Consider the following 23518-nt stretch of genomic DNA (forward strand, 5'->3'; position numbering starts at 1 on the left):
CGGTCCGCTGCCTCGGCGTGCCTGTATCGAGGTACCGGATCCGAGTCCGATCACCGCGCTCTGGCGCCCCACAGCCGCGAACCAGGCGCCGCGGGCGGTTGCGGTCAGGAATGACCCGCGATGATGACCTCCGGGATACCGGTGCCGAGTGGGACCGGCCTGCACACCGGCGCCGGGCTGCCCGGATCCAGCAGGGTGAGCAGCAACTCCTGCACGAACGGGTCGTACACCATGTGGAAGTGCCCCGTGAGATCGGCGGGACACAGGTCTTGCAGGGCGATGTTCCGCGCGCCGGGCCCGCGCAGCGCGATGTTCTCGAACGGCTGGATCATCTCGTCGACGTGGCTGCCGACGGTCACGTACCGCACCCCGGGCACCGTGTCGCCACCCGCGTTGAGATCGAGCATGAGCGGCGACCCCTCGACCTGCTGGACGGCGGCGAGCGAAGTCACCTGAGCGAACGCCTGCAGAGCGCCCGGGATCGCCTCGGCGACCGGCACCAGCCCGTACATCACACCGCCGTAGCTGGGCGATGCGAGGCCGACCCATTGCTCGACCTTCGGCGCACCGCCCAGTTTGTTGACGTAGTAACGAGTCACGTTCGCGCCCTGCGAGAACCCGACCAGATCGATCTTGTCCGCGTGGGTCGCCGCGAGCACTCGATCGACGAACGCACCGACCTGGTAGGCACTGAGCACCAGATCCTCGGTGCCGTAGCTGTGCGCTCCGGGCTTGCCGCCGTAGTTCAGCGCGAACACGCAGAATCCGGCCGCGGTCAGCTGCGGCGCGATCCCCGACCAGTCGGAATAGGCTGTGGAGTCGGTCCCGTGCGCGAGCACCACCGGACGGGGATGCCGGGCGCTGGGCACGCAGCCGAAATCGTTGGTACCGCTGGGGACCGCGTTCGGATGACTCTTCTGATACCACGCGGCGGCCAGGTGGTCCGATTGCGGTGGAGCGGCGTACGTCGGCACGTCGGGCGGGCGGAAGCCGAGCGGCTCGGCCGACGCCACGCCCGGGCCGAGCGCGGCCACACCGGCCACCACGAAGGCCAGCACGGCACCACGCAAGTGTGAAACGCCCCAAGTTCCCGCTCGGCTCGACTGTCGCATCTCACAATGATCCCTCTGATCGGCTCGAAATGCGCGCGGTATAGGGGTGTTTCGCCTCCCCTACTTCTCGGGGGTCTCGTCCTCGGCGAGGATGCGGTAAAGGGACTTGCGGGTCTCGGTGAGCAGCTCCGCCGCCCGCGCCGCCTGCTGCGGGGTGCCTGCCGCCGCGACCTGGGCCACCGCCCCCATCAGCTGTCCGACGAGTGCGCGCAGGTCCATCGCCTGTGCGCCGACGTCCTGTTGCACGTCCGCCCACGGATCGCCCAGCTCGTCCCGGTGCGCGGCGACGTACTCGGTGCCGGACTCGGTGAGCTTCGCGGTCTTGCGCCCGGCGACCTTCTCGATGAGGACCAGGCCCTCGTCCTCCAGTTGCGCCAGCGCGGGGTAGATCGATCCGGGGCTCGGCCGCCAGATGTCGTTGCTGCGCCCACGGATCTGCTGGATCAGTTCGTAACCGTGCATGGGCTGCTCGGCGAGCAGCAACAACACGGCGGCGCGTACGTCACCACGCCTACCCCGGCCGCCGCGTCCGCGTCCGCGTCCGAAATGCGGGCCGAAGCCTGGCCCGAAGCCGGGACCGAAGCCAGGCCCGAACTCCGGGCCGAAGCCGTGACGTCCGCCGCGGCGAAAGCGCCGCCCGTGCTCGAAGCCCTCGTGACCGGGCACCGGCCCGCGGCCACGCCGGCCGAATTCTCGATGTTCTCGGTGTTCCATGTCAGCCTCCCAAGGCTCTCGTGTTCGAATCATGCTATCGACGATATATCGGCAATGCATCGAATGCAAGGATCGGTTTCGGCATCCGCGCCCAGCTGGAGGTCAGCTCACCAGCGAATCGATCCAGCGCGACAGCCGCGCCCCTTCGGCGACCATCAGTCCGGGATCCCGAAAAGTATTGGTGAGCAGGGAAATTCCTTGATACGCCGCGACATAGGCGATCGCGAGCTCCTTCGCGTCCGCGCGTCCCATCGCGGCGAACTGCCGTTCAGCCCAATCCACCAGCACGCGCATCACTTCGGCGGCCGCGGTATCGAGCCCGTCCCCCCGCTTGTCCAATTCCGAGGACAAAGTGCCGAACGGGCAGCCGTAACGCACGGTCTGCTCACGATCGGCGACCCATCCCGCGATCAGGGCCTTCAGCCGCCCCGAAGGCGTCTCGTGCCGGTCGCTCGCGGCGATCACGGCATCGAGAATGCGCGCGTGCGAGCCGATCGCCGCCTCGATGAGCTGGTCTTTCGTCTTGAAGTAGTAGTAGACGTTGCCGACCGGAACGTCCGCGGCACGCGCGATGTCGGCGATCGTCGTCTTCTCCACGCCCTGCTGATAGAACACCCGCACCGCGGCTTCGACCAGCCGCTCCCGCTTGCCCGATCCGGCCTTCGCCTGTGAGTCAGTCACACAACTAACTGTAGACAGCGCGGCGATGACCGGCTACCGTCTTTTTAGTCAGCCAACTAACTAAGGAGTCACAATGATCGTGGTCACCGGAGCAACCGGGAATATCGGCGCGCCCCTCGTGCGGGCGCTGGCGGACGCCGGCGAGGAGGTGACAGCCGTCGCGCGGCATGCGGACCTTTCGCTGCCCGACGGAGTCCGCTCGGTGCGGGCCGATCTGGGCGAGCCGGAAAGCCTCTCCCCCGCCTTCGCGGGAGCCGACACCCTGTTTCTTCTGATCACCGGCGAGCAGTTGGTGGCGGGTCCGGAACCAGAGCAGGTGCTGAAAATCGCCGCCTCGGGAGGCGTGCGGCGCGTGGTCTTCGTGTCCTCGCAGGGCGTTGCCACTCGACCGGACGCGGCGGGATACGCCCGGCTCATCGCCTACGAACAGGCGATCAGGGACTCCGGGTTGGCCTGGACCTTCCTTCGGCCCACCGGATTCTTCTCCAACACCTACGCGTGGGCGGACGCGGTGCGCACGCAGCGCCTGGTCGCAGCACCGTTCGGCGACGTCGGTCTTCCCTCGATCGATCCGGCCGACATCGCCGCGGTCGCAGCGGCAGCATTGCGCGACGACCGGCACGACGGACAGGTCTACACCCTGACCGGGCCCGAGCTCGCTACCCCGCGCGCCCAGGCCGAAGCACTCGGCGCGGCAGTCGGCGAGCCGCTCCGATTCGTGGAATTGACTCGGGCACAGGCCCGTTCGGCGATGCTCGACTTCATGCCCGAGCCGGTGGCCGACCACACGCTGACCATCCTCGGCGAGCCGACACCCGCCGAGCAGCGGATCAGCCCCGACGTGCCGCGTGTGCTCGGGCGCCCGGCCACGAAATACGCCGACTGGGCGGCTCGCAATCGAGCGGCCTTCGCCTGAAGCTCGGCCGAGCGCTGCGCTGTCGCGAGATGATCGCAGGCTTCGGCGTTTCACTGGCCGGACACGCCGAGGCGATCACGCTCACCCGGGTTGGGCAAGAACGAGGGCAGTCCACCCGGGTAGCGAAGCCTCCGGCAACGGGCGGCATAGACAGCCCCGGCGCGCGACGGGCTTGCCCAGTCGGCCATGAAGCGACGCGATCCGATCGCGGGTCCGTTGCGGCCGGTTCGCCGCGATATGCCGAGTGACGAGCGGACGACATCAGGTGCACCGAGCGGTCCCCCTCCTTCCCTCGGTCCGAGTACGCCGACCTCCTCGCGACACAGCCCGGGTGCCCGGCGGCACTATCGCGGCCCCATGCCGACGAGGCAGCGGTGGACGCACTCCGGTAGCCGTCAGCCGATGTCGACCGGGTCGATTTGCACGCGCAGGGGGGCGTCCGAGCGGTGCGTGCTGCGAACCGCCTGAGCCGCGCGCAGGGCACGCGCGAGCGCCGCTCCGGAGCGCCGCTCGACCCGCAGCAGCAGGCGTTCGACTTCGGCGGGCGCATCGCCGGAGGAGAACGGTTTGCGGGCGCCGTCCGGCAGCGGCACTGGTCCAAGGCGGTCGACCGTATCCGGCAGGTCCGCCGCCGAGAGCAGTTCGGCGATCGTGTCGGCGGTGCCGTCGATCGCGGCGAGACGGACGGCAGGCGGGAAGCCGACCTCGGCCCGCGCCGCGACCTCCGCGCGCGCGGCGCCCACCGGATCCCATCGGACCAACGCCTGCACGGTGGGGATGGACGGCTCGGCCACGACGATGACCTGGCCGTGCGCGCGGACCAGCGCCGCGGCGGCCATCCAGCGGCGCAGCGCGTCCTCGGCGGCACGCAGGTCGGCTCGGCCGAGCAGCGCCCAGCCGTCGAGCAACAACGCGACGCCGTAGCCGCCGGGAACCACCGACTCGGCGCCGACCGTAGCGACGACCACTTGCGGGCCCGGCTCCACAGTGTCGAGCACGGTGCCGCCGCCGGAAGCACGGATCGGTACGCCGGGAAACGCACGGCCGAGCTCCTCCGCCGTGCGCGCCGCCCCGATCACCACGGCGCGCAGTGCGCGCGACCCGCAGGTGGTACAACGAAACGCGGTCTCGGTGATCCCGCACCAACGGCAAGCGGGACTCTGCGCGGCCGCGCCGGGGTCGGCGGCCGATCCGCGCGGTCCCCGAGCTTCCGGCAGCGCGAGCGGTCCGCTGCAGTGTCGGCATCGAGCAGGAGTACGGCATTTCCCGCAGGCCAGGGCGGGAATGTACCCACGACGCGGCACCTGTACCAGCACCGGCGCGCCTTCCTTCAGCGCGGCGCGGGCAGCCGCGAAGGCGACGCCGGGAATTCGGACAGCACGGGCGACCGGATCGCGTTCCAGCGCGATATCGCTGTCGCCGGGGGCGCTGATGCGCGGCGCGGCCTTGCGCAGCACGGCACGATCGGCGACCAGATCGTGCGCCCAACCCGAATCGACCACCGCTTGGATCTCCGCGCTGCGCGCGAAACCCGCCGCGACGAAGGCCGCACCGGTTTCGTGCGCCCGCAACATCGCCACCTCACGCGCGTGCGGATACGGCGCACGCGGTTCGGCGTAGGTGTCGTCACCGTCGTCCCACAACGCGATCAGCCCGAGGTCCAATGCCGGTGCGAACACGGCGCTGCGCGTGCCCACCACCACTCGCGCCGAACCGCGCAGCACCGCGAGCCACCGCCGGTACCGAGCCGCTGGACCGAGACCGGCGGACAACCCGACTGCCGAGTCCCCCACCAGCCCAACGCATTCCGCCAGGACCCGGTCGAGGTCGCGTTGGTCGGGGACCATGAGGATCGCGCTGCGCCCCTGCCGCGCCACCACGGCGGCGAGCTCCGCCAGCCGTCGTGGCCAGTCCTCACCGGGCAGTGCCTGCCAGGCCGCGCGTGCCCCTTTCCGCTGGCCGAGGGCGGCGACGAACGCCGCCCCGTGGACGTACCGTTCCCAAGGCGCGAGATCTATGGCCGGAAACTCCGAATCGACGGAGGCGGTTCGGTCTTCGGCGTCGCCGCTCGTCTCCCCTGCACCGCCCGAGTCCCCCGCGCCGGTTGGCCCGAGCTTCGGATGCGCACGTGCGGACGGCTCGGCATCGAGCTTCTCGTCGCTCTCCGGCGCGGGCACATGTCGGCCGACGCCAGGGCTATCGCGCTTCGAATCCGGTTCCGCCGCAGCACCACTTTTCGGAGCCGCGCTGCTCACATCGGCCGAATCGGCTTGCAGGTCAGAGGATTCCGGCGATGCAACGGGCAACTCTCCGGCAGACACGGAACTCGCCACGTCCGACCGCACGGGACCAATTGCGGTGGCGGGGTTCTCGTTCGCGGAATCGGCTCGGGCCGCAGCGGACTTCTTCCCGCCACCGGTCTCGGTGCGGGCGTGACGCGGTGGTATCGCCAGACGCAGGACATCGGCACGCGTCCCCGCATATCGGGCCGCGACCTTGCCGGCCAGCTCCAGGATTTCGGGAGTCAACACGCGTTCGCCGGAGACGACGCGTTCCAGCTTGACCAGCTTTCCGCCGTGGTCACTGTGCCGCGATCGAGCCAGGAGATAGCCGTCGACCAGCCGACCGGCGAAACGGACCCGCACCCGGACCCCCGGCTGGGCGAGTTCGTCCAGCTCGGGAGGCACCAAGTAGTCGAAGTCGCGGTCGAGATGCGCGGGCGAGAGCAGCGGAAGCACCCGGGCGATCGGCAACTCCACGCCCGCGGGACCCGCGGCCGGACGGTCCGCCTCGGTGGCGGGGGTGTCCGCCGCGGGTTCGTTCACTCGGACCTGATCGAGGTCAGAGTCCGACGGCGGCGCGCAACTTGTCGGCGCGGTCGGTGTGCTCCCACGGCAGGTCCACGTCGGTGCGGCCGAAGTGGCCGTACGCGGCGGTCGGCCCGTAGATCGGACGCAGCAGGTCCAGGTCGCGGATGATGGCGCCGGGACGCAGGTCGAAGACCTCGGTGATCGCGGTGCTGATGCGCGCCGGGTCGATCTTCTCGGTGCCGAAGGTCTCGACGAACAAACCGACCGGAGCCGCCTTGCCGATCGCGTAGGCCACCTGGACCTCGACGCGGTCGGCCAGATCGGCCGCGACGACGTTCTTCGCGACCCAGCGCATGGCGTAGGCGGCGGAGCGGTCCACCTTCGACGGGTCCTTGCCCGAGAAAGCGCCGCCGCCGTGGCGGGCCATGCCGCCGTAGGTGTCGACGATGATCTTGCGGCCGGTCAGGCCCGCGTCGCCCATCGGGCCGCCCAGCACGAACTTGCCGGTGGGGTTGACCAGCAGGCGAATATCCGAGATGTCCAGGCTGGGCAGCTCGAGGTCGGCGAGCACCGCGTCGAGGACCTTCTCGCGGATGTCGGGCGCGAGCAGGTTGTCCAGGTCGATATCGGCGGCGTGCTGGGTGGAGACGACCACCGTGTCCAAGCGGACCGGGCGATCACCGTCGTACTCGATGGTGACCTGGGTCTTGCCGTCCGGACGCAGGTAGGGCAGCACGCCGGTCTTGCGCACCTCGGTCAAGCGGCGCGACAACCGGTGCGCGAGCGCGATCGGAAGCGGCATCAGCTCGGGGGTGTCCTTGGTGGCGTAACCGAACATCAGGCCCTGATCGCCCGCACCCTGCCGCTCGATCTCGTCGTCGGAGCCGCCGATGCGCGCCTCGTGCGAGGTGTCCACACCCTGCGCGATATCCGGCGACTGCGCGCCGATCGCGATATTCACACCGCAGGAATTTCCGTCGAATCCCTTTGCCGACGAGTCATATCCGATTTCCAGGACCTTTTCCCGGACAATTCGGGGAATATCGGCGTACGCCGACGTGGTGACCTCACCCGCGACGTGGACCTGGCCGGTCGTCACGAGGGTTTCCACCGCGACCCGGCTGCGCGGATCCTCCGCGAGCAACGCGTCGAGAATGGAATCGCTGATGGCATCACAGATTTTGTCCGGATGACCTTCGGTCACGGACTCACTGGTGAAAAGCCGGCTCCCGGACGTGCGCACAGTTCTTCCCTCTCCCTCAACGGGTTACTCGTATCGGCTTGCGACAGTAACGCGATGTCGCGACTGCGCAACCCTTATATCTCAGCCTATTCCAAATCACCGACAGGGCGGACCTCAACGCCGCGGCCATCCCGGACAGCTGAACTCCCGGTGTCGTGCCGGTGCCGAATTGATGACGGCGTCGCGAACGACGGACCGGATCGCAATCCTGGCAGGGACGCGGCCCGGCTCAGCGCAGCAACACGCTCAGCGCGTCGAGCACACGGCTGGCCAGCAACGCCTTGGAGCCGTGATCGAGCGCCTGTTCGGTGCCGTCCGCGCCCAGCAGCCAGCCGTCGTTGGTGTCCACCTCGAACGCCTTGCCCTCGCCGACCGCGTTGACCACGAGCAGGTCGCACCCCTTGCGTGCGAGCTTGGCCCGCGCGTGGGTGAGAACATCGCCGTGCTCGTCACCGGTCTCGGCGGCGAAACCGACGATCGCGGTGCCGGGCAACTGTCCGTCGCGGCGCGCCTGCACCAAGCCGGCGAGGATGTCATCGGTCTTGGTCAGCGGAATGACGTCGGGCTCGCCTGCACCCTTCTTGATCTTGGCGGCGGCGACGTTGGTCGGCCGGAAATCGGCGACCGCCGCGGCCATGATCACCGCGTCGGCGCCGACGGCGTGCTTGTCGACGGCGGTCTTCAGCTGTTCGGCGGTGGTGATGTGCACCAGGTCGACGGCGGCGGGCGCCGCCATCTCGATCGTGTTGCCCGCGATCAACGTCACGTGGGCGCCGCGCTGGGCCGCGACCCGCGCGAGCGCGTAGCCCTGCTTGCCGGAGCTACGGTTGCCCAGGAAACGCACCGGATCCAGCGGCTCCCTGGTGCCTCCCGCCGTGATGACGACCCGGCGGCCCGCCAGATCCCGCGGGATCGCGTCGGCACGCTCCATGAGCAGCGACGCGAGGCCGAAGATCTCCTCGGGCTCGGGCAGCCGTCCAGGGCCGGTGTCGGCGCCCGTGAGCCGGCCCGCCGCGGGCTCCATGACGATCGCACCGCGGGCGCGCAAGGTCGCGACGTTGGCGACGGTCGCCGGATGCTCCCACATCTCGGTGTGCATCGCGGGCGCGAACAAGATCGGACATCGGGCCGTCAGCAGCGTGGCGGTGAGCAGGTCGTCGGCGCGGCCGGACGCGGCGCGGGCCATGAGGTCGGCGGTCGCCGGGGCGATGACCACGAGGTCCGCCTCCTGGCCCAGCCGAACATGCGGCACCTCGGGCACGTCGGAGAACACGCCGGTGTGCACCGGGTTCCCGGACAGTGCCTCGAAGGTCGCCTTGCCGACGAACTCCAGCGCCGAGGTGGTGGGGATCACCCGGACGTCATGTCCGGTCTCGGTGAATCGCCGGACCAGAGAGCACGCCTTGTAGGCGGCGATGCCTCCGGCTACACCGACGACGATCCTTGTGGTCACTACGCCTCCGGCCTAGTAGTGGTCACGGCGAACCGGGGTTCGCCTCACTCGCCTTCGGAGTGCTCGAGCAGGTCGGAGTGGATCTCGCGCAGGGCGACCGACAGCGGCTTCTCCTGCAGACCCGGCTCGACCAGCGGGCCGACGTACTCGAGGATGCCGTCGCCGAGCTGGTTGTAGTAATCGTTGATCTGCCTGGCCCGCTTGGCCGCGTAGATGACCAGGGCGTACTTGGACGACGTGCGCTCCAGCAACTCGTCGATCGGCGGGTTGGTGAGGCCGACCGGCGTGTCGTAAGCGGGCGCGGTCTTGGTGTCCGTCACTAGGAAGACTCCTGCTGTGGTCGGTCGGATGAACGAGGGGCCCTGCGAGTGCGGCGGCGTGCCGCCTCCGGGCCTGGTCACTCATGCCGGAGTGGATTGCGCATGCGCGAAGGCCCTACGTGAATACGCAGGCTACCTCCTCCGGGCCTGATCGCTCATGCGCAGGTGGGGGTCACGAACTCGAATTTGTGCTAACGAACAACGATACCAACTGCTCACAGGCGCTGGTCACCTCGTCGTTGACGATAACTATGTCGAACTCGTCACAGGCCGCCAGCTCGATCCTGGCCGTTTCCAAGCGACGCTCGATCACCTCGGGCGACTCGGTGCCGCGCGAGGTCAGTCGCGCCACCAACTCGTCCCAGCTCGGCGGGGCAAGGAAAACCAGAATCGCCTCGGGGATCGCCCGGCGCACCGATCGCGCGCCCTCGAGATCCACTTCGACCAGTACCGGAAGGCCCTCCGCCAGCGCGGCGCGCACCGGCCCGGCGGGGGTGCCCGAACGCTGCAACCCGCCGTGGATGTCCGCCCACTCGAGCAGTTCATCCGCCTCGATCATCGCGTCGAACTCCGCACGGGAGACGAAGTGGTAGTCGAGGCCGTCGACCTCCCCGGGCCGCGGGGCCCGGGTCGTTGCCGACACGCTGAAGACCAGGTAGGGCAGTCGTTCGCGGACACAGCGGACCACGGTGGACTTGCCCACGGCCGAGGGGCCGACCAGTACGACCAGTCGACCCTTCCGCGTGTGTTCGATCACCCTCGTCGTCAGGCGTCGAAGTCGAACCGGGCCAGCAGCGCCTTACGCTGCCGGTCGCCGAGTCCGCGCAGCCGCCGGGTGGGGGCGATCTCCAGCTCGCTCATGATCTCCGCCGCCTTGACCTTGCCCACCTTCGGCAGGGCCTCCAGCAGCGCCGACACCTTCATCTTGCCGAGGATCTCGTCGGTCTCGGCGTCGGTGAGCACCTGCTTCAGGTTGGTGCCGCCACGCTTCAAGCGCTCCTTGAGCTCCGCCCGAGCGCGGCGAGCGGCAGCCGCCTTCTCCAAAGCAGCGGCGCGCTGCTCGTCAGTCAGCTGGGGAAGGGCCACGGTTCCTCCGTCTCATCGTTCATTGCATTCAACTCCTGCCGGTAACCCGGCAGTCTCAGCGACCGTACCCACGACGTCCGCCGATTGCGAACCCACCCCCCAGGTCAGCGCATGATTCCGGATACGGACCGCACCACGGCGGCCCGGCGCCGGTGCCGCCCGCGCCATCGAGCGCATCGCGATACCGAATCAGCGAAATGTGCCGCCAGCAGGGCGTTTTCGACAAACCGAATGGTTTGCGGAAGGGTTGCGAGACGGCAGCGCATCTCTCCAGCAACCCCTCACGCGCCCTACCAGGAACTTTCTGGAAATTCTCCGCGTGTCGCGAGTTTTTTGCGCGTGTCGGGCGTCACATCCGAGCCGTTTCGGCCGCCATGACCGGCATCCGGTGCCGGATACCGGCCCTGTACGTCGGTCCAGGAGCGTGTGCCCATCCCGTGCACCGATCGGCCCCGAAATCAGCGCAGCAGCGCGCACAGGCCCCGCTAAAGGGCACGTGTGTGCGAACACCTGCACGCTCGAGGGACGGAAACGACGAAGGCCGGCGCGGATGCGCCGGCCTTTCGCGGTCATTTCTGGAGGAACGCGAACGCGTCTTGGAAACCGTGCACTCTGGCACGCAGTGCCGGAACGGTGGGCCCGTCCCTCAGCACCTCCCGCGAGACATTCGGCACGACGGCCGAGAGCATCGCCTCCGGGACCAGCTCCCTGATGGTTTCCGGGCCGCCGCCCTGGGCGCCGACCCCTGGCATGAGGATCGGGCCGTTGAGCGCGGAGAGATCGGGCGCCTCGCTGAGCGTGGCGCCGACCACAACGCCGACCGAACCGAACTCCCCGCCCGCGTTGCGCGCCGCCGCCTCGTCGACCATGGTCTGCGCGACCGTGCGGCCGTCCGCAGCGACCGCCCGCTGCACCTGCGCTCCCTCGGGGTTCGAGGTCGCCGCGAGCACGAAGACGCCGCGGTGGCCTGCCTCGGCGAGCGTCAGCGCCGGTGCCAGCGAACCGAAGCCCAGATACGGCGAGACCGTGACCGCGTCGGACCCGAGCGGGCCGTCGGCCAGCCAGGTCCGCGCGTAGGCGTCCATGGTGGACCCGATATCGCCGCGTTTGGCGTCGGCGAGCACCAAGGTTCCCGAGGCCCGCAGCACCTCGATGGTGCGCTCCAGGACCGCGATGCCCCCGGAGCCGTGGGCTTCGAAGAACGCGACCTGCGGCTTGACCAGTGCGACGAGGCCGTCGAACGCCTCCACGCAGATCTCGGCGAACCGCTCGAGTCCCTCGACGTCTTCGGTCAGTCCCCAGGACCGCAGCAGTTCCGGGTGCGGGTCGATGCCGACGCACACCGGCCCCAGTTGCCGCATCGCGTGCCGCAGGCGGTCGCCGAAGGTCTTCATCGCACCCGTTCCGTCCGGTCGCGGCTCACCCACGCAGCACCGAGTGCAGTTCCTGCAGCGACCGCACGCCGATGCCACCGTTGATGCTGGCCTCGATGCCCTGCACCGCGGCCGCCGCACCCTGCACGGTGGTGATGCACGGGATGTTCGCCCCGACCGCCGCGCTGCGGATCTCATAGCCGTCCACGCGAGGACCGGAGTTGCCGTAAGGCGTGTTGAACACCATGTCGACCTCGCCGTCGCGGATCTGCTCCACGATCGTCGGCTCGTCGTCCGGCCCCACCTCGGAGTGTTTGCGCACCTGCTCGCACGGAATCCCGTTGCGGCGCAGCATTTCCGCCGTGCCCTCGGTGGCGAGGATGCGGAAGCCGAGGTCGTGCAGGCGCTTCACCGGGAAGACCATCGCGCGCTTGTCCCGGTTGGCGATCGAGACGAACACGGTGCCCTCGGTGGGCAGCGAGCCGTAGGCGGCGGTCTGACTCTTGGCGAAGGCGGTGCCGAAATCGGCGTCGATGCCCATCACCTCGCCGGTCGACTTCATCTCCGGCGAGAGCAGCGAATCCACGCCGCTGCCGTCGGCGCGCCGGAAGCGGTGGAACGGCAGCACGGCCTCCTTGACCGCGACCGGAGCGTCCAGCGCGACGTGCCCGCCGTCGCCCTCGCTCGGCAGCATGCCCTCCTTGCGGAGTTCGGCGATGGTGGCGCCCAGCATGATCCGCGCGGCGGCCTTGGCCAGCGGCACCGCGGTGGCCTTCGACACGAACGGAACCGTCCGGCTCGCGCGCGGATTGGCCTCCAGAACGTAGAGCACGTCGTCCTTGAGCGCGTACTGCACGTTGAGCAGGCCGCGGACGCCGATACCCTTGGCGAGCGCGACGGTCGAGCGGCGCACCGACTCGATATCGCTGCGGCCCAAGGTGATCGGGGGCAGCGCGCAGGCGGAGTCACCGGAGTGGATGCCCGCCTCCTCGATGTGCTCCATCACGCCGCCGAGGTAGACCTCCTCGCCGTCGCACAGCGCGTCGACGTCGATCTCGATCGCGTCTTCCAGGAACCGGTCGACCAGCACCGGGTGCTCCGGGCTCAGCTCGGTCGCCCGGGAGATGTAGCCCTCCAAGGAATTCTCGTCGTAGACGATCTCCATACCCCGGCCGCCCAGCACGTAGGAGGGGCGCACCAGCACCGGGTAGCCGATGTCGGTGGCGATCTTGCGCGCCTGCGCGAAGGTGGTCGCGGTGCCGTACTTCGGCGCGGGCAGACCGGCTGCGACCAGCACGTCACCGAATTCGCCTCGGTCCTCGGCCAGGTCGATCGCGGCCGCGCTGGTACCGACCACCGGCACGCCCGCCGCGGTGAGCCGCTGCGCGAGGCCGAGCGGGGTCTGCCCGCCCAGCTGCACGATGACACCGGCGACGGTGCCGGACTCGCACTCGGAGTGGTAGACCTCGAGCACGTCTTCGAAAGTCAGCGGCTCGAAGTAGAGGCGATCGGCGGTGTCGTAGTCGGTGGAGACGGTCTCCGGGTTGCAGTTGACCATCACCGTCTCGTATCCGGCCTTCGACAGCGTCTGCGCCGCGTGCACACACGAGTAGTCGAACTCGATGCCCTGGCCGATGCGGTTGGGCCCGGACCCGAGAATGATCACCTTCTCGCGGTCGGGCTGCGGCGCCACCTCGGACTCGGCCGCGGGATCGAGTTCGTAGGCCGAGTAGTGGTACGGGGTCTTGGCCTCGAACTCGGCGGCGCAGGTGTCGACCGTCTTGAAGACCGGGCGGACCCCGAGCCGGTGGCGCAGGGCGCGCACACCGCTCTCCCCTGCCAGTTCGGGTCGCAGCGCGGCCAGCTGACGATCGGACAGGCCGTAGTGCTTGGCCCGCCGCAACAGCGGTTCGTCCAGCACGGGCGCGTCGAGGATCTCCTGGCGCAACTCGACCAGACCGGCCACCTCCGCGACGAACCACGGATCGATGCCGGAGGCGGCGGCGACGTCCTCGATGCTCGCGCCCAGCCGCAGCGCCCGCTCCACCTGGTAGATGCGCCCTTCGGTGGGCGTGCGCAGGTCTTCGAGGATCGCTTCGACGTCGGTCCACGCGCCGTCGTCCTGGGTCCAGAAGCCCGCGGCCTTGGTCTCCAGCGAACGCAGCACCTTGCCGAGCGCCTCGGAGAAGTTGCGGCCGAGGGACATGGCCTCGCCGACGGACTTCATGGTGGTGGTCAGCGTGCCGTCGGCGCCGGGGAACTTCTCGAACGCGAACCGCGGGGCCTTGACGACCACGTAGTCGAGGGTCGGCTCGAAGCAGGCCGGGGTTTCCTTGGTGATGTCGTTGACGATCTCGTCGAGCGTGTAGCCGATGGCCAGCTTGGCGGCGATCTTCGCGATCGGGAAGCCGGTCGCCTTCGACGCCAGCGCGGACGAACGCGACACGCGCGGATTCATCTCGATGACGATCAGGCGGCCGTCGCGCGGGTCCACCGCGAACTGGATGTTGCAGCCGCCGGTGTCGACGCCGACCTCGCGCAGGATGGCGATGCCGAGATCACGCAACTTCTGGTACTCGCGGTCGGTGAGCGTCATCGCCGGGGCGACGGTCATCGAGTCGCCGGTGTGCACGCCCATCGGGTCGACGTTCTCGATCGAGCAGACCACCACGACGTTGTCGCGGCCGTCCCGCATCAGCTCGAGTTCGTATTCCTTCCAGCCGAGGATGGACTCCTCGATCAGGACGTTCGCGGTGGGCGAGGCGGCCAGGCCGCCGCCGGCGATGCGATCGAGGTCTTCCTCGTTGTAGGCCATGCCGGAACCGAGGCCGCCCATGGTGAACGACGGGCGCACCACCACGGGGTAGCCGAGTTCGGCGACCGTATCGCGGACCTCGTCCATGGTGAAGCAGACCCGGGAGCGGGCGCTCTCGCCGCCCACCTTGGCCACGATGTCCTTGAACTTCTGCCGGTCCTCACCGCGCTGGATGGCGTCGAAGTCGGCGCCGATGAGTTCCACGCCGTACTTCGCCAGCACTCCGCGCTCGTGCAGCGCGACCGCGGTGTTCAGCGCGGTCTGGCCACCGAGGGTGGCCAGGATGGCGTCCGGACGCTCCTTCTCGATCACCTTCTCCACGAACTCCGGCGTGATCGGCTCCACGTAGGTGGAGTCGGCGAACTCCGGATCGGTCATGATCGTCGCCGGGTTCGAGTTGACCAGCGACACCCGCAGGCCCTCGGCCCGCAGCACCCGGCACGCCTGCGTGCCGGAGTAGTCGAATTCGCACGCCTGGCCGATGACGATCGGGCCAGAACCGATCACCAGGATGTGCTCGAGATCCTCGCGGCGAGGCATCAGGCTCCTTCCATGAGACCGGCGAAACGGTCGAACAGGTACGCGGCGTCGTGGGGTCCGGCGGCGGCTTCCGGGTGGTACTGCACGGAGAAGGCGCGACCGTCGACCAGCCGGACGCCCTCGACCGTGCCGTCGTTGGCGCAGACGTGACTCACCTCGGCCGTGCCGAAGGGGGTGTCGAACCGCTCGCCCCGCTCGCCTTCCAGCGCGAAACCGTGGTTCTGCGCGGTGATCGAGATCCGGCCGGTCTCGTGCTCCACCACCGGGATGTTGATGCCGCGGTGGCCGAACTTCATCTTGTAGGTGCCCCGGCCGAGCGCGCGGCCGAGGATCTGGTTGCCGAAGCAGATACCGAACAGCGGCAGGCCCTCGCCCAGCACGCCGCGGGTCAACTCGACCGCCGCGTCGGCGGTGGCCGGGTCGCCTGGACCGTTGGACAGGAAGACCCCGTCGGGCTTCAGTTCGAGGATCTGGTCCAGCGTGGTGTTCGAGGACACCACGTGCACCCGCATGCCGCGCTGCGCGAACATGCGCGGGGTATTGGTCTTGATCCCGAGATCGACCGCGACGACCGTGCGGCGATGGTCGCCCTCCGGCTCGATCGTGTAGAGCGCGTCGGTGGTCACCTCGCCGGCGAGGTCGGCGCCCAGCATGGACGGCTGACCGTTCACTCGGTCCACCAGCTCGTCCGCGGCGGCGAGCGCGTCGCCGGAGAAGATGCCCGCCTTCATCGAACCGCGGGTGCGCAGATGACGTACCAGCGCGCGGGTGTCGATGCCCGCGATGCCGACGATCCGCTGACGTTCCAGCTCGTCCGGCAGCGTCCTGGTGGCGCGCCAGTTGGAGGCGCGCCGCGCCGGGTCGCGCACCGCGTACCCGGCGACCCAGATCTTCGTGGACTCGTCGTCCTCGTCGTTCCAGCCGGTGTTGCCGATCTGCGGCGCGGCGGCCACCACGATCTGGCGGTGGTAGGACGGGTCGGTGAGGGTCTCCTGGTACCCGGTCATCGCGGTGCAGAACACCGCCTCACCGAGCGTCTGGCCCACGGCGCCGTAGGCCTGGCCGCGGAACACCCGGCCGTCCTCCAGCACGAGTGCTGCTTCTCCTGTCATCCCTCGTCATCTCCCGTCATCGTCCCGCTCTGATCCGCCGCGGGAAGCCTGCGCCAAGCCGGGTAGACCGACTTGTCGTCGCCGCGGAAACCCGTATCGATCTCGGTTCCCGTCGGCAGCTTCCAGCGAATGACCAGCACACCATCTTCCGTCATCACTTTGCCCGCGTGCCCGCGTTCGGTGCGCACTGCGGTGATGGATTCGTCCGGAATCCAGATCACCGTCGCGCCGTCGCGTTCGAGCAGAATCCCCTTTTCGAACCGCGTGAGTTCCGCGGTGGCCCGGAAACCCAGATCGCCGACGGTGATCCGGTCCTGCCAGCTCGGCGCGATGGTGCTGCCCAAGTACAGGCCGGTGGTCGGCTCCAATACCTGCGCACCCAGTTCCGCAGGCACGGTGGGCAGCGTGCCGACGCGCTCGGCTTGGCGCGCCGCGCGGCTGCGCCAGCCCCGGTACATCAGCCACAGGCAGGCCGCGAACAGGATCAGCAGCCCGACCACCCAGAGTGTTCTCTCCACTACGAACCTCCTCGAACGGCTGCGCCTCGGTTGCTCATCTACGCCTCCGCCCGGTCGACCAGCGCCTTGCCGTCCCTGGCGGTGACCCGGCCGCGCAGCAACGTCGCCGTCACCCGGGCCGGGAAGGTCATCGCCTCGAACGGCGTGTTGTTCGAGATGCTGGCCAGGTCCTTTCCACGCACCGTCCAGCTCGCCTCCGGGTCGACCAGCGTCAAGTTGGCCGGCTCGCCGACCTCGAGCGGTCTGCCGTGCTCGTCCAAGCCGACGATCGCGGCCGGTCGCTCGCTCATCACGCGGGCGACGCCGCGCCAGTCCAGCAGCCCGGGCTCGACCATGGTCCGCACGATGATCGACAGCGCCGTCTCCAAGCCGAGCATGCCGGGCCGCGCCGCGGCGAACTCGCAGCACTTGTCCTGCTCGGCGTGCGGCGCGTGGTCGGTGGCGACGCAATCGATGATGCCCTCGGCCAGCGCCTGCCGCAGCGCGGCGGCGTCGGACGACTCGCGCAGCGGCGGGTTGACCTTGTTGACGGCGTCGTAGGTCTCCAACCGGGAGTCGTCCAGCAGCAGGTGGTGCGGGGTCACTTCGGCGGTGATCGAAATACCCTGGGACTTGGCCCATCTCACCAGTTCCACGGTGCCCTCGGTGGAGGCGTGGCAGATGTGCACGCGGGCGCCCGCGTCGCGCGCCAGCAAGGCGTCGCGCGCCACGATCGACTCCTCGGCCGCGCGCGGCCATCCGGCCAGCCCCAGCCGGGCCGCGGTCGGCCCCTCGTGCGCGACGGCGCCCTTGGTCAGCCTGGGCTCCTCCGCGTGCTGCGCGATCAGCACCCCGAGCGAGTTCGCGTACTCCAGGGCCCTGCGCATGATCAACGGGTCGTAGACGCAGTGACCGTCGTCGGAGAACATGCGCACCGCCCCGACGCCCGCGGCCATGGTCCCCATCTCGGCGAGCTGCTTGCCCTCCAGGCCCACGGTGACCGCGCCGACCGGATACACGTCGACCAGTCCGACCTCACGGCCCCGCCGCCACACATGGTCGGTGACGACCACCGAGTCGGCGACCGGATTGGTGTTGGCCATCGCGAACACCGCGGTGTAGCCGCCGATCGCGGCGGCGGCGGAACCCGTCTCGATGGTCTCGGTGTCCTCGCGGCCCGGCTCACGCAGGTGGGTGTGCAGGTCGACGAAGCCGGGCAGCAGGATCTGGCCCTGCGCGTCGATGATTTCGGCGTCGACCACGCCCAGATCGGTGCCGATCTGACGGATCTCGCCGTCGGCGACGAGCACGTCGACCGGCTCGCCTTCGCCGTACAGCAGCGCGCCCTTGATCAGAACGATGGCGTCGTTCCTTCCACTCATGCCACTGCCTCCTGGGTTCCGACGAGCAGGCGGAACAGCACCGCCATCCGCACGTGCACCCCGTTGGTGACCTGTTGCAGCACAGCGGCTTTCGGCGAGTCCGCGACGGAGGACGCGATTTCCATGCCGCGCAGCATCGGGCCGGGGTGCAGCACGACCGCGTGGTCTTCCATCAGGGCCAGCCTGCGTTCGGAGAGTCCGTAGGTGATCGAGTACTCGCGGGCCGACGGGAAGAACCCGCCGTTCATCCGCTCGGCCTGCACCCGCAACATCAGCACGGCGTCGGCGCCGATCAGCTCGGCGTCCAAGTGGTGTGAGACGCGGGCGGGCCAGCTCTCCACGCCGACCGGAAGCAGCGTGCGCGGAGCGACCAGCACGACCTCCGCGCCGAGTGTGGCCAGCAGGAAGACGTTCGATCGCGCGACCCGGCTGTGCAGGATGTCACCGACGATGACCACCCGCTTGCCCTCGATGTCGCCGAGCCGCTGCCGGAGGGTCAGCGCGTCCAGCAACGCCTGGGTCGGGTGCTCGTGCGTTCCGTCGCCCGCGTTGACGACCGCCGGGCCGGAGCCGCGCCCCGTGGAGACCGCCCACTCGTCCATCCAGCGCGCGATCTGGTGCGCGGCGCCGGAGGCCGGATGCCGCACGATCAGCGCGTCGGCTCCCGCGGCGTGCAGGGTGAGCGCGGTGTCGCGCAGCGACTCGCCCTTGGCGACCGAGGAGCTGCTCGCGCTCACGTTGATCACGTCCGCGCTCATCCACTTGCCCGCGACCTCGAACGAGACCCGGGTCCGGGTCGAGTTCTCGTAGAAGACCGTCATCACGGTGCGCCCGCGCAGCGTGGGCAGTTTGTGCACCTCGCGGCCGAGCAGCGCCTGTTCGAACCGCTCGGCCTCGTCGAGCAGCTCGTTCGCGGCGGCGCGATCGAGCGCGGCGACCGAAAGCAGATGCCTCACGCGCCTGCCTCCTGCCGCGAGCGGGCGTGTGGCAGCTTCATCACGCCTCCTCCTGGTGCAGGTAGACGCCGTCCCGGCCGTCGTGTTCGGTCAGCAGCACCGAGATGTCCTCGGAGCGGTTGGTCGGCACGTTCTTGCCGACGTAATCGGCACGGATCGGCAGTTCCCGGTGACCGCGGTCGATGAGCACCGCCAGCTGCACCGCGCGCGGGCGGCCGAGGTCGCGCAGACCGTCGAGCGCGGAGCGGACGGTGCGGCCGGAGAACAGGACGTCGTCGACCAGCACCACGAGCGCGTCCTCGATACCGCCTTCCGGAACGGAGGTGCGCTCCAGCGGCCGGTGCGGGCGGCTGCGCAGATCGTCCCGGTAGAGGGTGATGTCGAGCGAGCCCAGAGCCGGGCGGACGCCGGAGAATTCCTCGATCTTGCCGGTGAGCCGCGCGGCCAGGGTGGTGCCCCGGGTGGGGATGCCGATCAGCACCACGCGTGGCGCGCCCGGCTCACCCGCGTCCAGCGCGGTCTTCTCGATGATCTGGTGCGCGATGCGCGCGACGGTCCGCCCGACATCCGAAGCCGACAACAGCTCTCGTCCCGCCGCCACCCATTCCGGGGTATGTCGCTGCGATGTCTCGGCAGCGCCGGACTTGGCGGCCCGTTCTTCGGGCACGGCCATGCCGACCTCCTTCCCCGCCTCACCGGACGGTCCGTTAAAGGATGTCTTACGGCAAGCAGCGTAGCAGCGCCCCGACCCCCGGTTTCACCAGGCATATCGCGCTGTGAGCGGGGCCACTGAGCGCGGGGCAGCGGCCGCTGTCGGCGCACGGCGAGAAATACACCGAGATCGCGGCTGCCCAGGAGCGCGTGACGCTCCAGCGGCGCCACCAAGTCGTCCCAGGCCCATCCGTGCTCGGCGAGCCATTCTTCGGCGCCGGGTCCCAGCCCACTGGGCTCCCTCGGCCCGTCTCCCCCGGCCCGGACCAACCACCGCAACTCGGTGTACCGGTCGCTGTGCTGATCGGTGTCGAACTTGCCGACGCCGAAGCGACTTTCCGGCGCGGACAGCTCCGTCAGCGTGGTCACCACCCGGAGGGCGTCGGCACGCCGTAGATATCCGAGCCCCCCTTCGTCGACCCAGTGGGTCGGGACGTCGGCGCCAAACCCCTCGACGCGCAGCGCGGCCGCCCAGTCGCCGCGCAGATCGGCCGCCACGACATGTCTCGCGCAGAGGGGACGGACGTCGGCCGCGTCCAATACCGGCCCATGACCGAAAACCGCTAGCACATATGTTCGATCAGCGGTACGCTCGGCCGCATGTCCACACCGCTACAGGGATCGCTGCTCGACGGGTTCGGTGAGACCGAGCTCGGGCCGCTGCGCGACGCGCGCCGTACGGCGCTCGACCACGGCGCCTGGGTGGATCTGCTGCCCGGTTGGCTTTCGGGCGCGGACGCGCTGTTCGACCGACTGGTCGACGGCGTGCCATGGAAAGCCGAACGCAGGCCGATGTACGACCGCGTGGTAGACGTGCCCCGGCTGCTGCGGTTCTACGCGGAGCACGAACCGCTGCCGGATCCGGCACTCGCCGACGCGCGCACAGCACTGAGCGAGCACTATCGGCGCGAACTCGGCGAACCGTTCCGCACCGCGGGCCTGTGCTACTACCGGGACGGGCACGACAGCGTCGCCTGGCACGGCGACACCATCGGCCGCGGCGCCACCCACGACACCATGGTCGCGATCGTGTCGATCGGGGCGCCAAGGGCGCTGCTACTCCGGCCGCGCGGCGGTGGGCCGAGCATCAAATACGTTGTCGGACATGGCGACCTGCTGGTCATGGGCGGCTCTTGCCAGCGCACCTGGGAGCACGCCGTGCCCAAGACGCGCAGGCCCACCGGTCCGCGGATCAGCATCCAGTACCGTCCACGCGGCGTCCGCTGACCCAGCTCCCACGCACCGTTTCGAGCTGAACCATCGTCGAGGTCGGAAGTGATCGTCGTCCGCCACGTGTCCCCCGCTCCGGTTAGCCTGGCATTATGAGCAATCCAGGGGCGGGGGTCTTGGCCGTGATGCCGCTGCACACGATCAGCGAGGTCTACGGCGAGGCCGGGCTGCGCGAACGATTACTGCTGGAAATCGCCGAGTTGCCGGACACGCAACGCCTGGCCGCGGCGCTCGATCTCGCGGCCGATCTGCATCGCGACGATCGGTACGGCCGCGAGCCCTATCTCAGTCATCTTCTGCGCGTGTCGATTCGGATCATCAGCCATTACGAGGTTCGTGATCCGGACGTGGTCGCGGCGGGGCTGTTGCACGACGCGGTCGAGGACCACGCCGCCGAGCTGGCCGCCGATCGTCCCGGACCCACCGTCGACGCCGCACTGGGCGCGCTCACCGATCGGTTCGGTGCGCGAGTGGCCGATCTCGTGGCCGCGGTGACCAATCCCGAGCCGGATCCGGCCCGGGACCGGCAGGCGCAGTACCGCGAGCATGTCGCGACGAATCTGGACCGGGACCCGTGGGCCCGCGTCATCAAGCTCTCCGACTTCACCGACAACGGTGTGGGCATCCTCTACGCCACCGGCCCCGCGATGGCGAGACTCGCCGCCAAGTACCGCCCGCTCACCGACGTGTACCGCGATCTGGTCACCCGGCCGGACACGCCGCTGGCCGAGCACGTCCGGCAGCACATCCTCGATCAGCTCGACCGAGCCGACGAACGGTTCGAGGCCATTCTGTCGCGGGACTGATCGCCGCGCGAGGTGTGAGCGGATCGAAACCGCGTGCCGCACACGAACGGTCGAGCCGTAGACGGACCGACGCGCCGGTCGCGATGCCGCACGAGCGTCAGGGCGCGCGTAGCACCGATTCGACCAGCTCGCGGACTGCGGCCAGCAACCGTTCCGTCTCGCCCGCGCGGACCATGGCAGGCACCAGTTCGGCGCTCAGCGCGCCGAGCAGTAGCCGCCCGACAACTTCGGCGTCCAGGTCCGGACGCGCCTCGCGCAGCAACGTGGTGATGTGGCGGTCCCAGAACGCGTGGAATTCGGCGGTTCGCGGATGTGGCGGCTCGGTGCGATAGGCGACCATCAGCTCGGAATTGTTGATCACCAACCGTGCCATGGCGTCGAAGTAGGCGACCAGCCGGGCATCGGCGGGCGCACCGGGGCCGAGGGGTGGCGGGCCGCTGGTGACCGCGTCCATGAGCGCGACCGCGCTTTGCGCGACCATCTCGTGCAACAGTCCCGCCCGGCTGCCGAAGCGATGGAAGATCGTGCCCTTGCCCACTCCGGCGGCGGCCGCGACGCGGTCCATGGTGATCGCTTCGGCGCCGTGCTCGGCCAACAGGGCGAAGGTGGCGTCCACTATCGCCCGCCGGTTGCGCGCCGCGTCGGCCCGTTCCTTCGGCCGTCCGTCGCCCATCGCACCCACTTTCTAGACAAGTTGACCGACGGTCCATATCATCGGTGAGTCAATTGGACCGTCAGTCAACTTATGGAGTTCATATGCAGGCAATCGTAATGACGGCGCCGGGCAGCCCGGACGTGCTGGTCACCGCGGACGTCCCGGCGCCACGGGCAGACGCGGACGAGGTGGTGATCCGCGCCGAGGCGATCCCGGTGCTGTTCCCCGAGACCAAGCTGCGCTCCGGGGAGTTCCCGGTCGGCGCGCCGCTGCCGCTGGTTTTCGGTTTCCAAGCCGCAGGGGTCGTCACCGAGGTCGGCGCGCAAGTCGATCCGGCGCTGATCGGACGCCGGGTCGTCGTGTCGACCCAGGGTTCCGGCGCTTACGCCGAATTCGTCGCCGCCAACGCGGATTCCGTGGTTTCCATTCCGGACGGCCTGTCCTTCGTGGACGCCGCGGCGGTGCTGATGAACGGATCGGTGGCGATTCCACTGCTGGAGACCGCCGCGCTCACCGGCATCGAAACCGTCCTGATCGAAGCCGCCGCCACGGGCATCGGCAGCGCGCTGACCCAATTGGCGAGAGAATTCGGGGCGGCTCGCGTCATCGGGACCGCAGGTGGTCCCGACAAGGTCGCCCATGCGCGCAAACTGGGAGCCGACGAGATGATCGACCACAACGATCCGGACTGGACCACCCGGCTGCGCGAAACACTCGACGGCGCGACGGTGGACGTGGTGTTCGATTCGATCGGCGGCGCGAGTGCCGTCGGCCTGCTCGATCTCCTGACACCCCTGCGCGGCCGGATGCTGGGCTACGGATGGTTGTCCGGAGCACCCGCGCAGGTGTCGGCGAGCGACCTGCTCATGCGCGGGCTCACCTTCGTCGGTTGCGCAGGACCGGACTGGCTGAACCGAGTAGCCCAAGCGCGCACCGCCGTTCTGGCCCGCGCGGCGGCGGGCGGCCTCGACCCGCTGGTCGAGGCCGTGCTGCCGCTGGACCAGGCGAGCCGCGCGCATCGCCTGTTGGAGGAAAGGACGGTACTGGGCAAGATCGTGCTGCGCCCGGGCTCCGCCGTGTCCGGATAACGCCGCGCGGCCCCCGGC

At 69.4% G+C, this 23518-nt stretch carries 21 protein-coding genes and 1 pseudogene; 4 read left to right on the forward strand and 18 right to left on the reverse strand.

Going from position 1 to position 23518, the window contains the following annotated elements:
* Positions 1 to 104: 104 nt before the first annotated feature.
* The 3 genes from ACL03I_RS13815 to ACL03I_RS13825 all read right to left on the reverse strand — a co-directional run bounded on the left by ACL03I_RS13815 (position 105) and on the right by ACL03I_RS13825 (position 2507).
* A complete protein-coding gene (locus ACL03I_RS13815) occupies positions 105 to 1058 on the reverse strand; it encodes an esterase/lipase family protein (RefSeq protein WP_356961727.1) in 954 nt (317 codons plus the stop codon).
* Between the two features lie 114 nt (positions 1059 to 1172).
* Complete coding sequence (locus ACL03I_RS13820) at positions 1173 to 1826, reverse strand: PadR family transcriptional regulator (RefSeq protein ID WP_355070646.1); 654 nt, start codon at positions 1824 to 1826, stop codon at positions 1173 to 1175.
* Between the two features lie 102 nt (positions 1827 to 1928).
* Positions 1929 to 2507 (reverse strand): TetR/AcrR family transcriptional regulator, encoded by a 579-nt coding sequence (locus tag ACL03I_RS13825; RefSeq protein WP_355070644.1) that lies wholly within the window; start codon positions 2505 to 2507, stop codon positions 1929 to 1931.
* 73 nt (positions 2508 to 2580) lie between these two features.
* Between ACL03I_RS13825 and ACL03I_RS13830 the strand changes: the two genes are divergently transcribed.
* Positions 2581 to 3423, forward strand: coding sequence for an NAD(P)H-binding protein (locus ACL03I_RS13830; RefSeq protein WP_355070642.1), 843 nt, complete (start codon positions 2581 to 2583; stop codon positions 3421 to 3423).
* Between the two features lie 395 nt (positions 3424 to 3818).
* Here the strand turns inward: ACL03I_RS13830 and ACL03I_RS13835 are convergent, their stop codons facing one another.
* The 14 genes and pseudogenes from ACL03I_RS13835 to ACL03I_RS13900 all read right to left on the reverse strand — a co-directional run.
* On the reverse strand, positions 3819 to 6182 hold the full coding sequence (locus ACL03I_RS13835) for a primosomal protein N' (protein WP_355071045.1): 2364 nt from the start codon (positions 6180 to 6182) through the stop codon (positions 3819 to 3821).
* A gap of 82 nt (positions 6183 to 6264) precedes the next feature.
* Complete coding sequence (metK, locus tag ACL03I_RS13840; RefSeq protein ID WP_355070640.1) at positions 6265 to 7476, reverse strand: methionine adenosyltransferase; 1212 nt, start codon at positions 7474 to 7476, stop codon at positions 6265 to 6267.
* A 229-nt stretch (positions 7477 to 7705) separates the two neighbouring features.
* Complete coding sequence (gene coaBC / locus ACL03I_RS13845; RefSeq protein ID WP_355070638.1) at positions 7706 to 8929, reverse strand: bifunctional phosphopantothenoylcysteine decarboxylase/phosphopantothenate--cysteine ligase CoaBC; 1224 nt, start codon at positions 8927 to 8929, stop codon at positions 7706 to 7708.
* Positions 8930 to 8973: 44 nt separating this feature from the next.
* Complete coding sequence (gene rpoZ, locus ACL03I_RS13850) at positions 8974 to 9249, reverse strand: DNA-directed RNA polymerase subunit omega (RefSeq protein ID WP_355070636.1); 276 nt, start codon at positions 9247 to 9249, stop codon at positions 8974 to 8976.
* Positions 9250 to 9421: 172 nt separating this feature from the next.
* Positions 9422 to 10006: a guanylate kinase gene (gene gmk, locus ACL03I_RS13855; protein WP_355070634.1), complete on the reverse strand. Its 585-nt coding sequence runs from the start codon at positions 10004 to 10006 to the stop codon at positions 9422 to 9424.
* 8 nt (positions 10007 to 10014) lie between these two features.
* Positions 10015 to 10335: an integration host factor, actinobacterial type gene (gene mihF / locus ACL03I_RS13860; protein ID WP_028476708.1), complete on the reverse strand. Its 321-nt coding sequence runs from the start codon at positions 10333 to 10335 to the stop codon at positions 10015 to 10017.
* 569 nt (positions 10336 to 10904) lie between these two features.
* Complete coding sequence (pyrF, locus tag ACL03I_RS13865) at positions 10905 to 11729, reverse strand: orotidine-5'-phosphate decarboxylase (protein ID WP_412806147.1); 825 nt, start codon at positions 11727 to 11729, stop codon at positions 10905 to 10907.
* 25 nt (positions 11730 to 11754) lie between these two features.
* Positions 11755 to 15063, reverse strand: a complete 3309-nt coding sequence (carB, locus tag ACL03I_RS13870; RefSeq protein ID WP_412806148.1) for a carbamoyl-phosphate synthase large subunit — start codon at positions 15061 to 15063, stop codon at positions 11755 to 11757.
* Positions 15063 to 16175: a glutamine-hydrolyzing carbamoyl-phosphate synthase small subunit gene (carA, locus tag ACL03I_RS13875; RefSeq protein WP_355070627.1), complete on the reverse strand. Its 1113-nt coding sequence runs from the start codon at positions 16173 to 16175 to the stop codon at positions 15063 to 15065. Before carA ends, carB begins: the two co-directional genes overlap by 1 nt.
* On the reverse strand, positions 16172 to 16693 hold the full coding sequence (locus tag ACL03I_RS13880) for a PH-like domain-containing protein (RefSeq protein WP_412806149.1): 522 nt from the start codon (positions 16691 to 16693) through the stop codon (positions 16172 to 16174). The genes carA and ACL03I_RS13880 overlap by 4 nt, the downstream gene beginning before the upstream one ends.
* 38 nt (positions 16694 to 16731) lie before the next feature.
* Positions 16732 to 18054 carry a dihydroorotase gene (locus tag ACL03I_RS13885; protein ID WP_412806150.1) on the reverse strand — a complete coding sequence of 441 codons (1323 nt, stop codon included), beginning with the start codon at positions 18052 to 18054 and terminating at the stop codon, positions 16732 to 16734.
* Positions 18051 to 19010 (reverse strand): aspartate carbamoyltransferase catalytic subunit, encoded by a 960-nt coding sequence (locus ACL03I_RS13890; protein WP_412806151.1) that lies wholly within the window; start codon positions 19008 to 19010, stop codon positions 18051 to 18053. Before ACL03I_RS13890 ends, ACL03I_RS13885 begins: the two co-directional genes overlap by 4 nt.
* A 40-nt stretch (positions 19011 to 19050) precedes the next feature.
* Positions 19051 to 19683, reverse strand: coding sequence for a bifunctional pyr operon transcriptional regulator/uracil phosphoribosyltransferase PyrR (pyrR, locus tag ACL03I_RS13895; protein ID WP_379250969.1), 633 nt, complete (start codon positions 19681 to 19683; stop codon positions 19051 to 19053).
* A gap of 407 nt (positions 19684 to 20090) precedes the next feature.
* Positions 20091 to 20291, reverse strand: a pseudogene (locus ACL03I_RS13900) (class I SAM-dependent methyltransferase); the annotation flags it as partial.
* A 30-nt stretch (positions 20292 to 20321) separates the two neighbouring features.
* On the opposite strand from ACL03I_RS13900, the gene ACL03I_RS13905 reads away from it, so the two are divergent.
* Both ACL03I_RS13905 and ACL03I_RS13910 read left to right on the forward strand, forming a co-directional pair.
* Positions 20322 to 20948, forward strand: a complete 627-nt coding sequence (locus ACL03I_RS13905) for an alpha-ketoglutarate-dependent dioxygenase AlkB (RefSeq protein ID WP_412806152.1) — start codon at positions 20322 to 20324, stop codon at positions 20946 to 20948.
* Between the two features lie 95 nt (positions 20949 to 21043).
* Entirely contained in the window at positions 21044 to 21757 is a 714-nt protein-coding gene (locus ACL03I_RS13910) for an HD domain-containing protein (protein WP_355070613.1), read from the forward strand.
* A gap of 97 nt (positions 21758 to 21854) precedes the next feature.
* Here the strand turns inward: ACL03I_RS13910 and ACL03I_RS13915 are convergent, their stop codons facing one another.
* A complete protein-coding gene (locus ACL03I_RS13915; protein ID WP_355070611.1) occupies positions 21855 to 22430 on the reverse strand; it encodes a TetR/AcrR family transcriptional regulator in 576 nt (191 codons plus the stop codon).
* Between the two features lie 83 nt (positions 22431 to 22513).
* Here ACL03I_RS13915 and ACL03I_RS13920 point away from each other — a divergent pair, with 83 nt between their 5' ends.
* A complete protein-coding gene (locus ACL03I_RS13920; RefSeq protein WP_412806153.1) occupies positions 22514 to 23500 on the forward strand; it encodes a quinone oxidoreductase family protein in 987 nt (328 codons plus the stop codon).
* Positions 23501 to 23518: the final 18 nt, after the last annotated feature.

This window comes from Nocardia sichangensis (assembly GCF_047200615.1).
GTDB lineage: Bacteria > Actinomycetota > Actinomycetes > Mycobacteriales > Mycobacteriaceae > Nocardia > Nocardia sichangensis.

What these genes read in the sequence shown, in the direction of transcription:
- ACL03I_RS13820 (WP_355070646.1), bottom strand. Translation starts at nt 1,826, where the DNA reads ATGGAACACCGAGAACATCGAGAATTCGGCCGGCGTGGCCGCGGGCCG.
- ACL03I_RS13830 (WP_355070642.1), top strand. Translation starts at nt 2,581, where the DNA reads ATGATCGTGGTCACCGGAGCAACCGGGAATATCGGCGCGCCCCTCGTG.
- pyrF (WP_412806147.1), bottom strand. Translation starts at nt 11,729, where the DNA reads ATGAAGACCTTCGGCGACCGCCTGCGGCACGCGATGCGGCAACTGGGG.
- carB (WP_412806148.1), bottom strand. Translation starts at nt 15,063, where the DNA reads ATGCCTCGCCGCGAGGATCTCGAGCACATCCTGGTGATCGGTTCTGGC.
- carA (WP_355070627.1), bottom strand. Translation starts at nt 16,175, where the DNA reads ATGACAGGAGAAGCAGCACTCGTGCTGGAGGACGGCCGGGTGTTCCGC.
- ACL03I_RS13885 (WP_412806150.1), bottom strand. Translation starts at nt 18,054, where the DNA reads ATGAGTGGAAGGAACGACGCCATCGTTCTGATCAAGGGCGCGCTGCTG.
- pyrR (WP_379250969.1), bottom strand. Translation starts at nt 19,683, where the DNA reads ATGGCCGTGCCCGAAGAACGGGCCGCCAAGTCCGGCGCTGCCGAGACA.
- ACL03I_RS13905 (WP_412806152.1), top strand. Translation starts at nt 20,322, where the DNA reads ATGTCCACACCGCTACAGGGATCGCTGCTCGACGGGTTCGGTGAGACC.
- ACL03I_RS13910 (WP_355070613.1), top strand. Translation starts at nt 21,044, where the DNA reads ATGAGCAATCCAGGGGCGGGGGTCTTGGCCGTGATGCCGCTGCACACG.
- ACL03I_RS13915 (WP_355070611.1), bottom strand. Translation starts at nt 22,430, where the DNA reads ATGGGCGACGGACGGCCGAAGGAACGGGCCGACGCGGCGCGCAACCGG.
- ACL03I_RS13920 (WP_412806153.1), top strand. Translation starts at nt 22,514, where the DNA reads ATGCAGGCAATCGTAATGACGGCGCCGGGCAGCCCGGACGTGCTGGTC.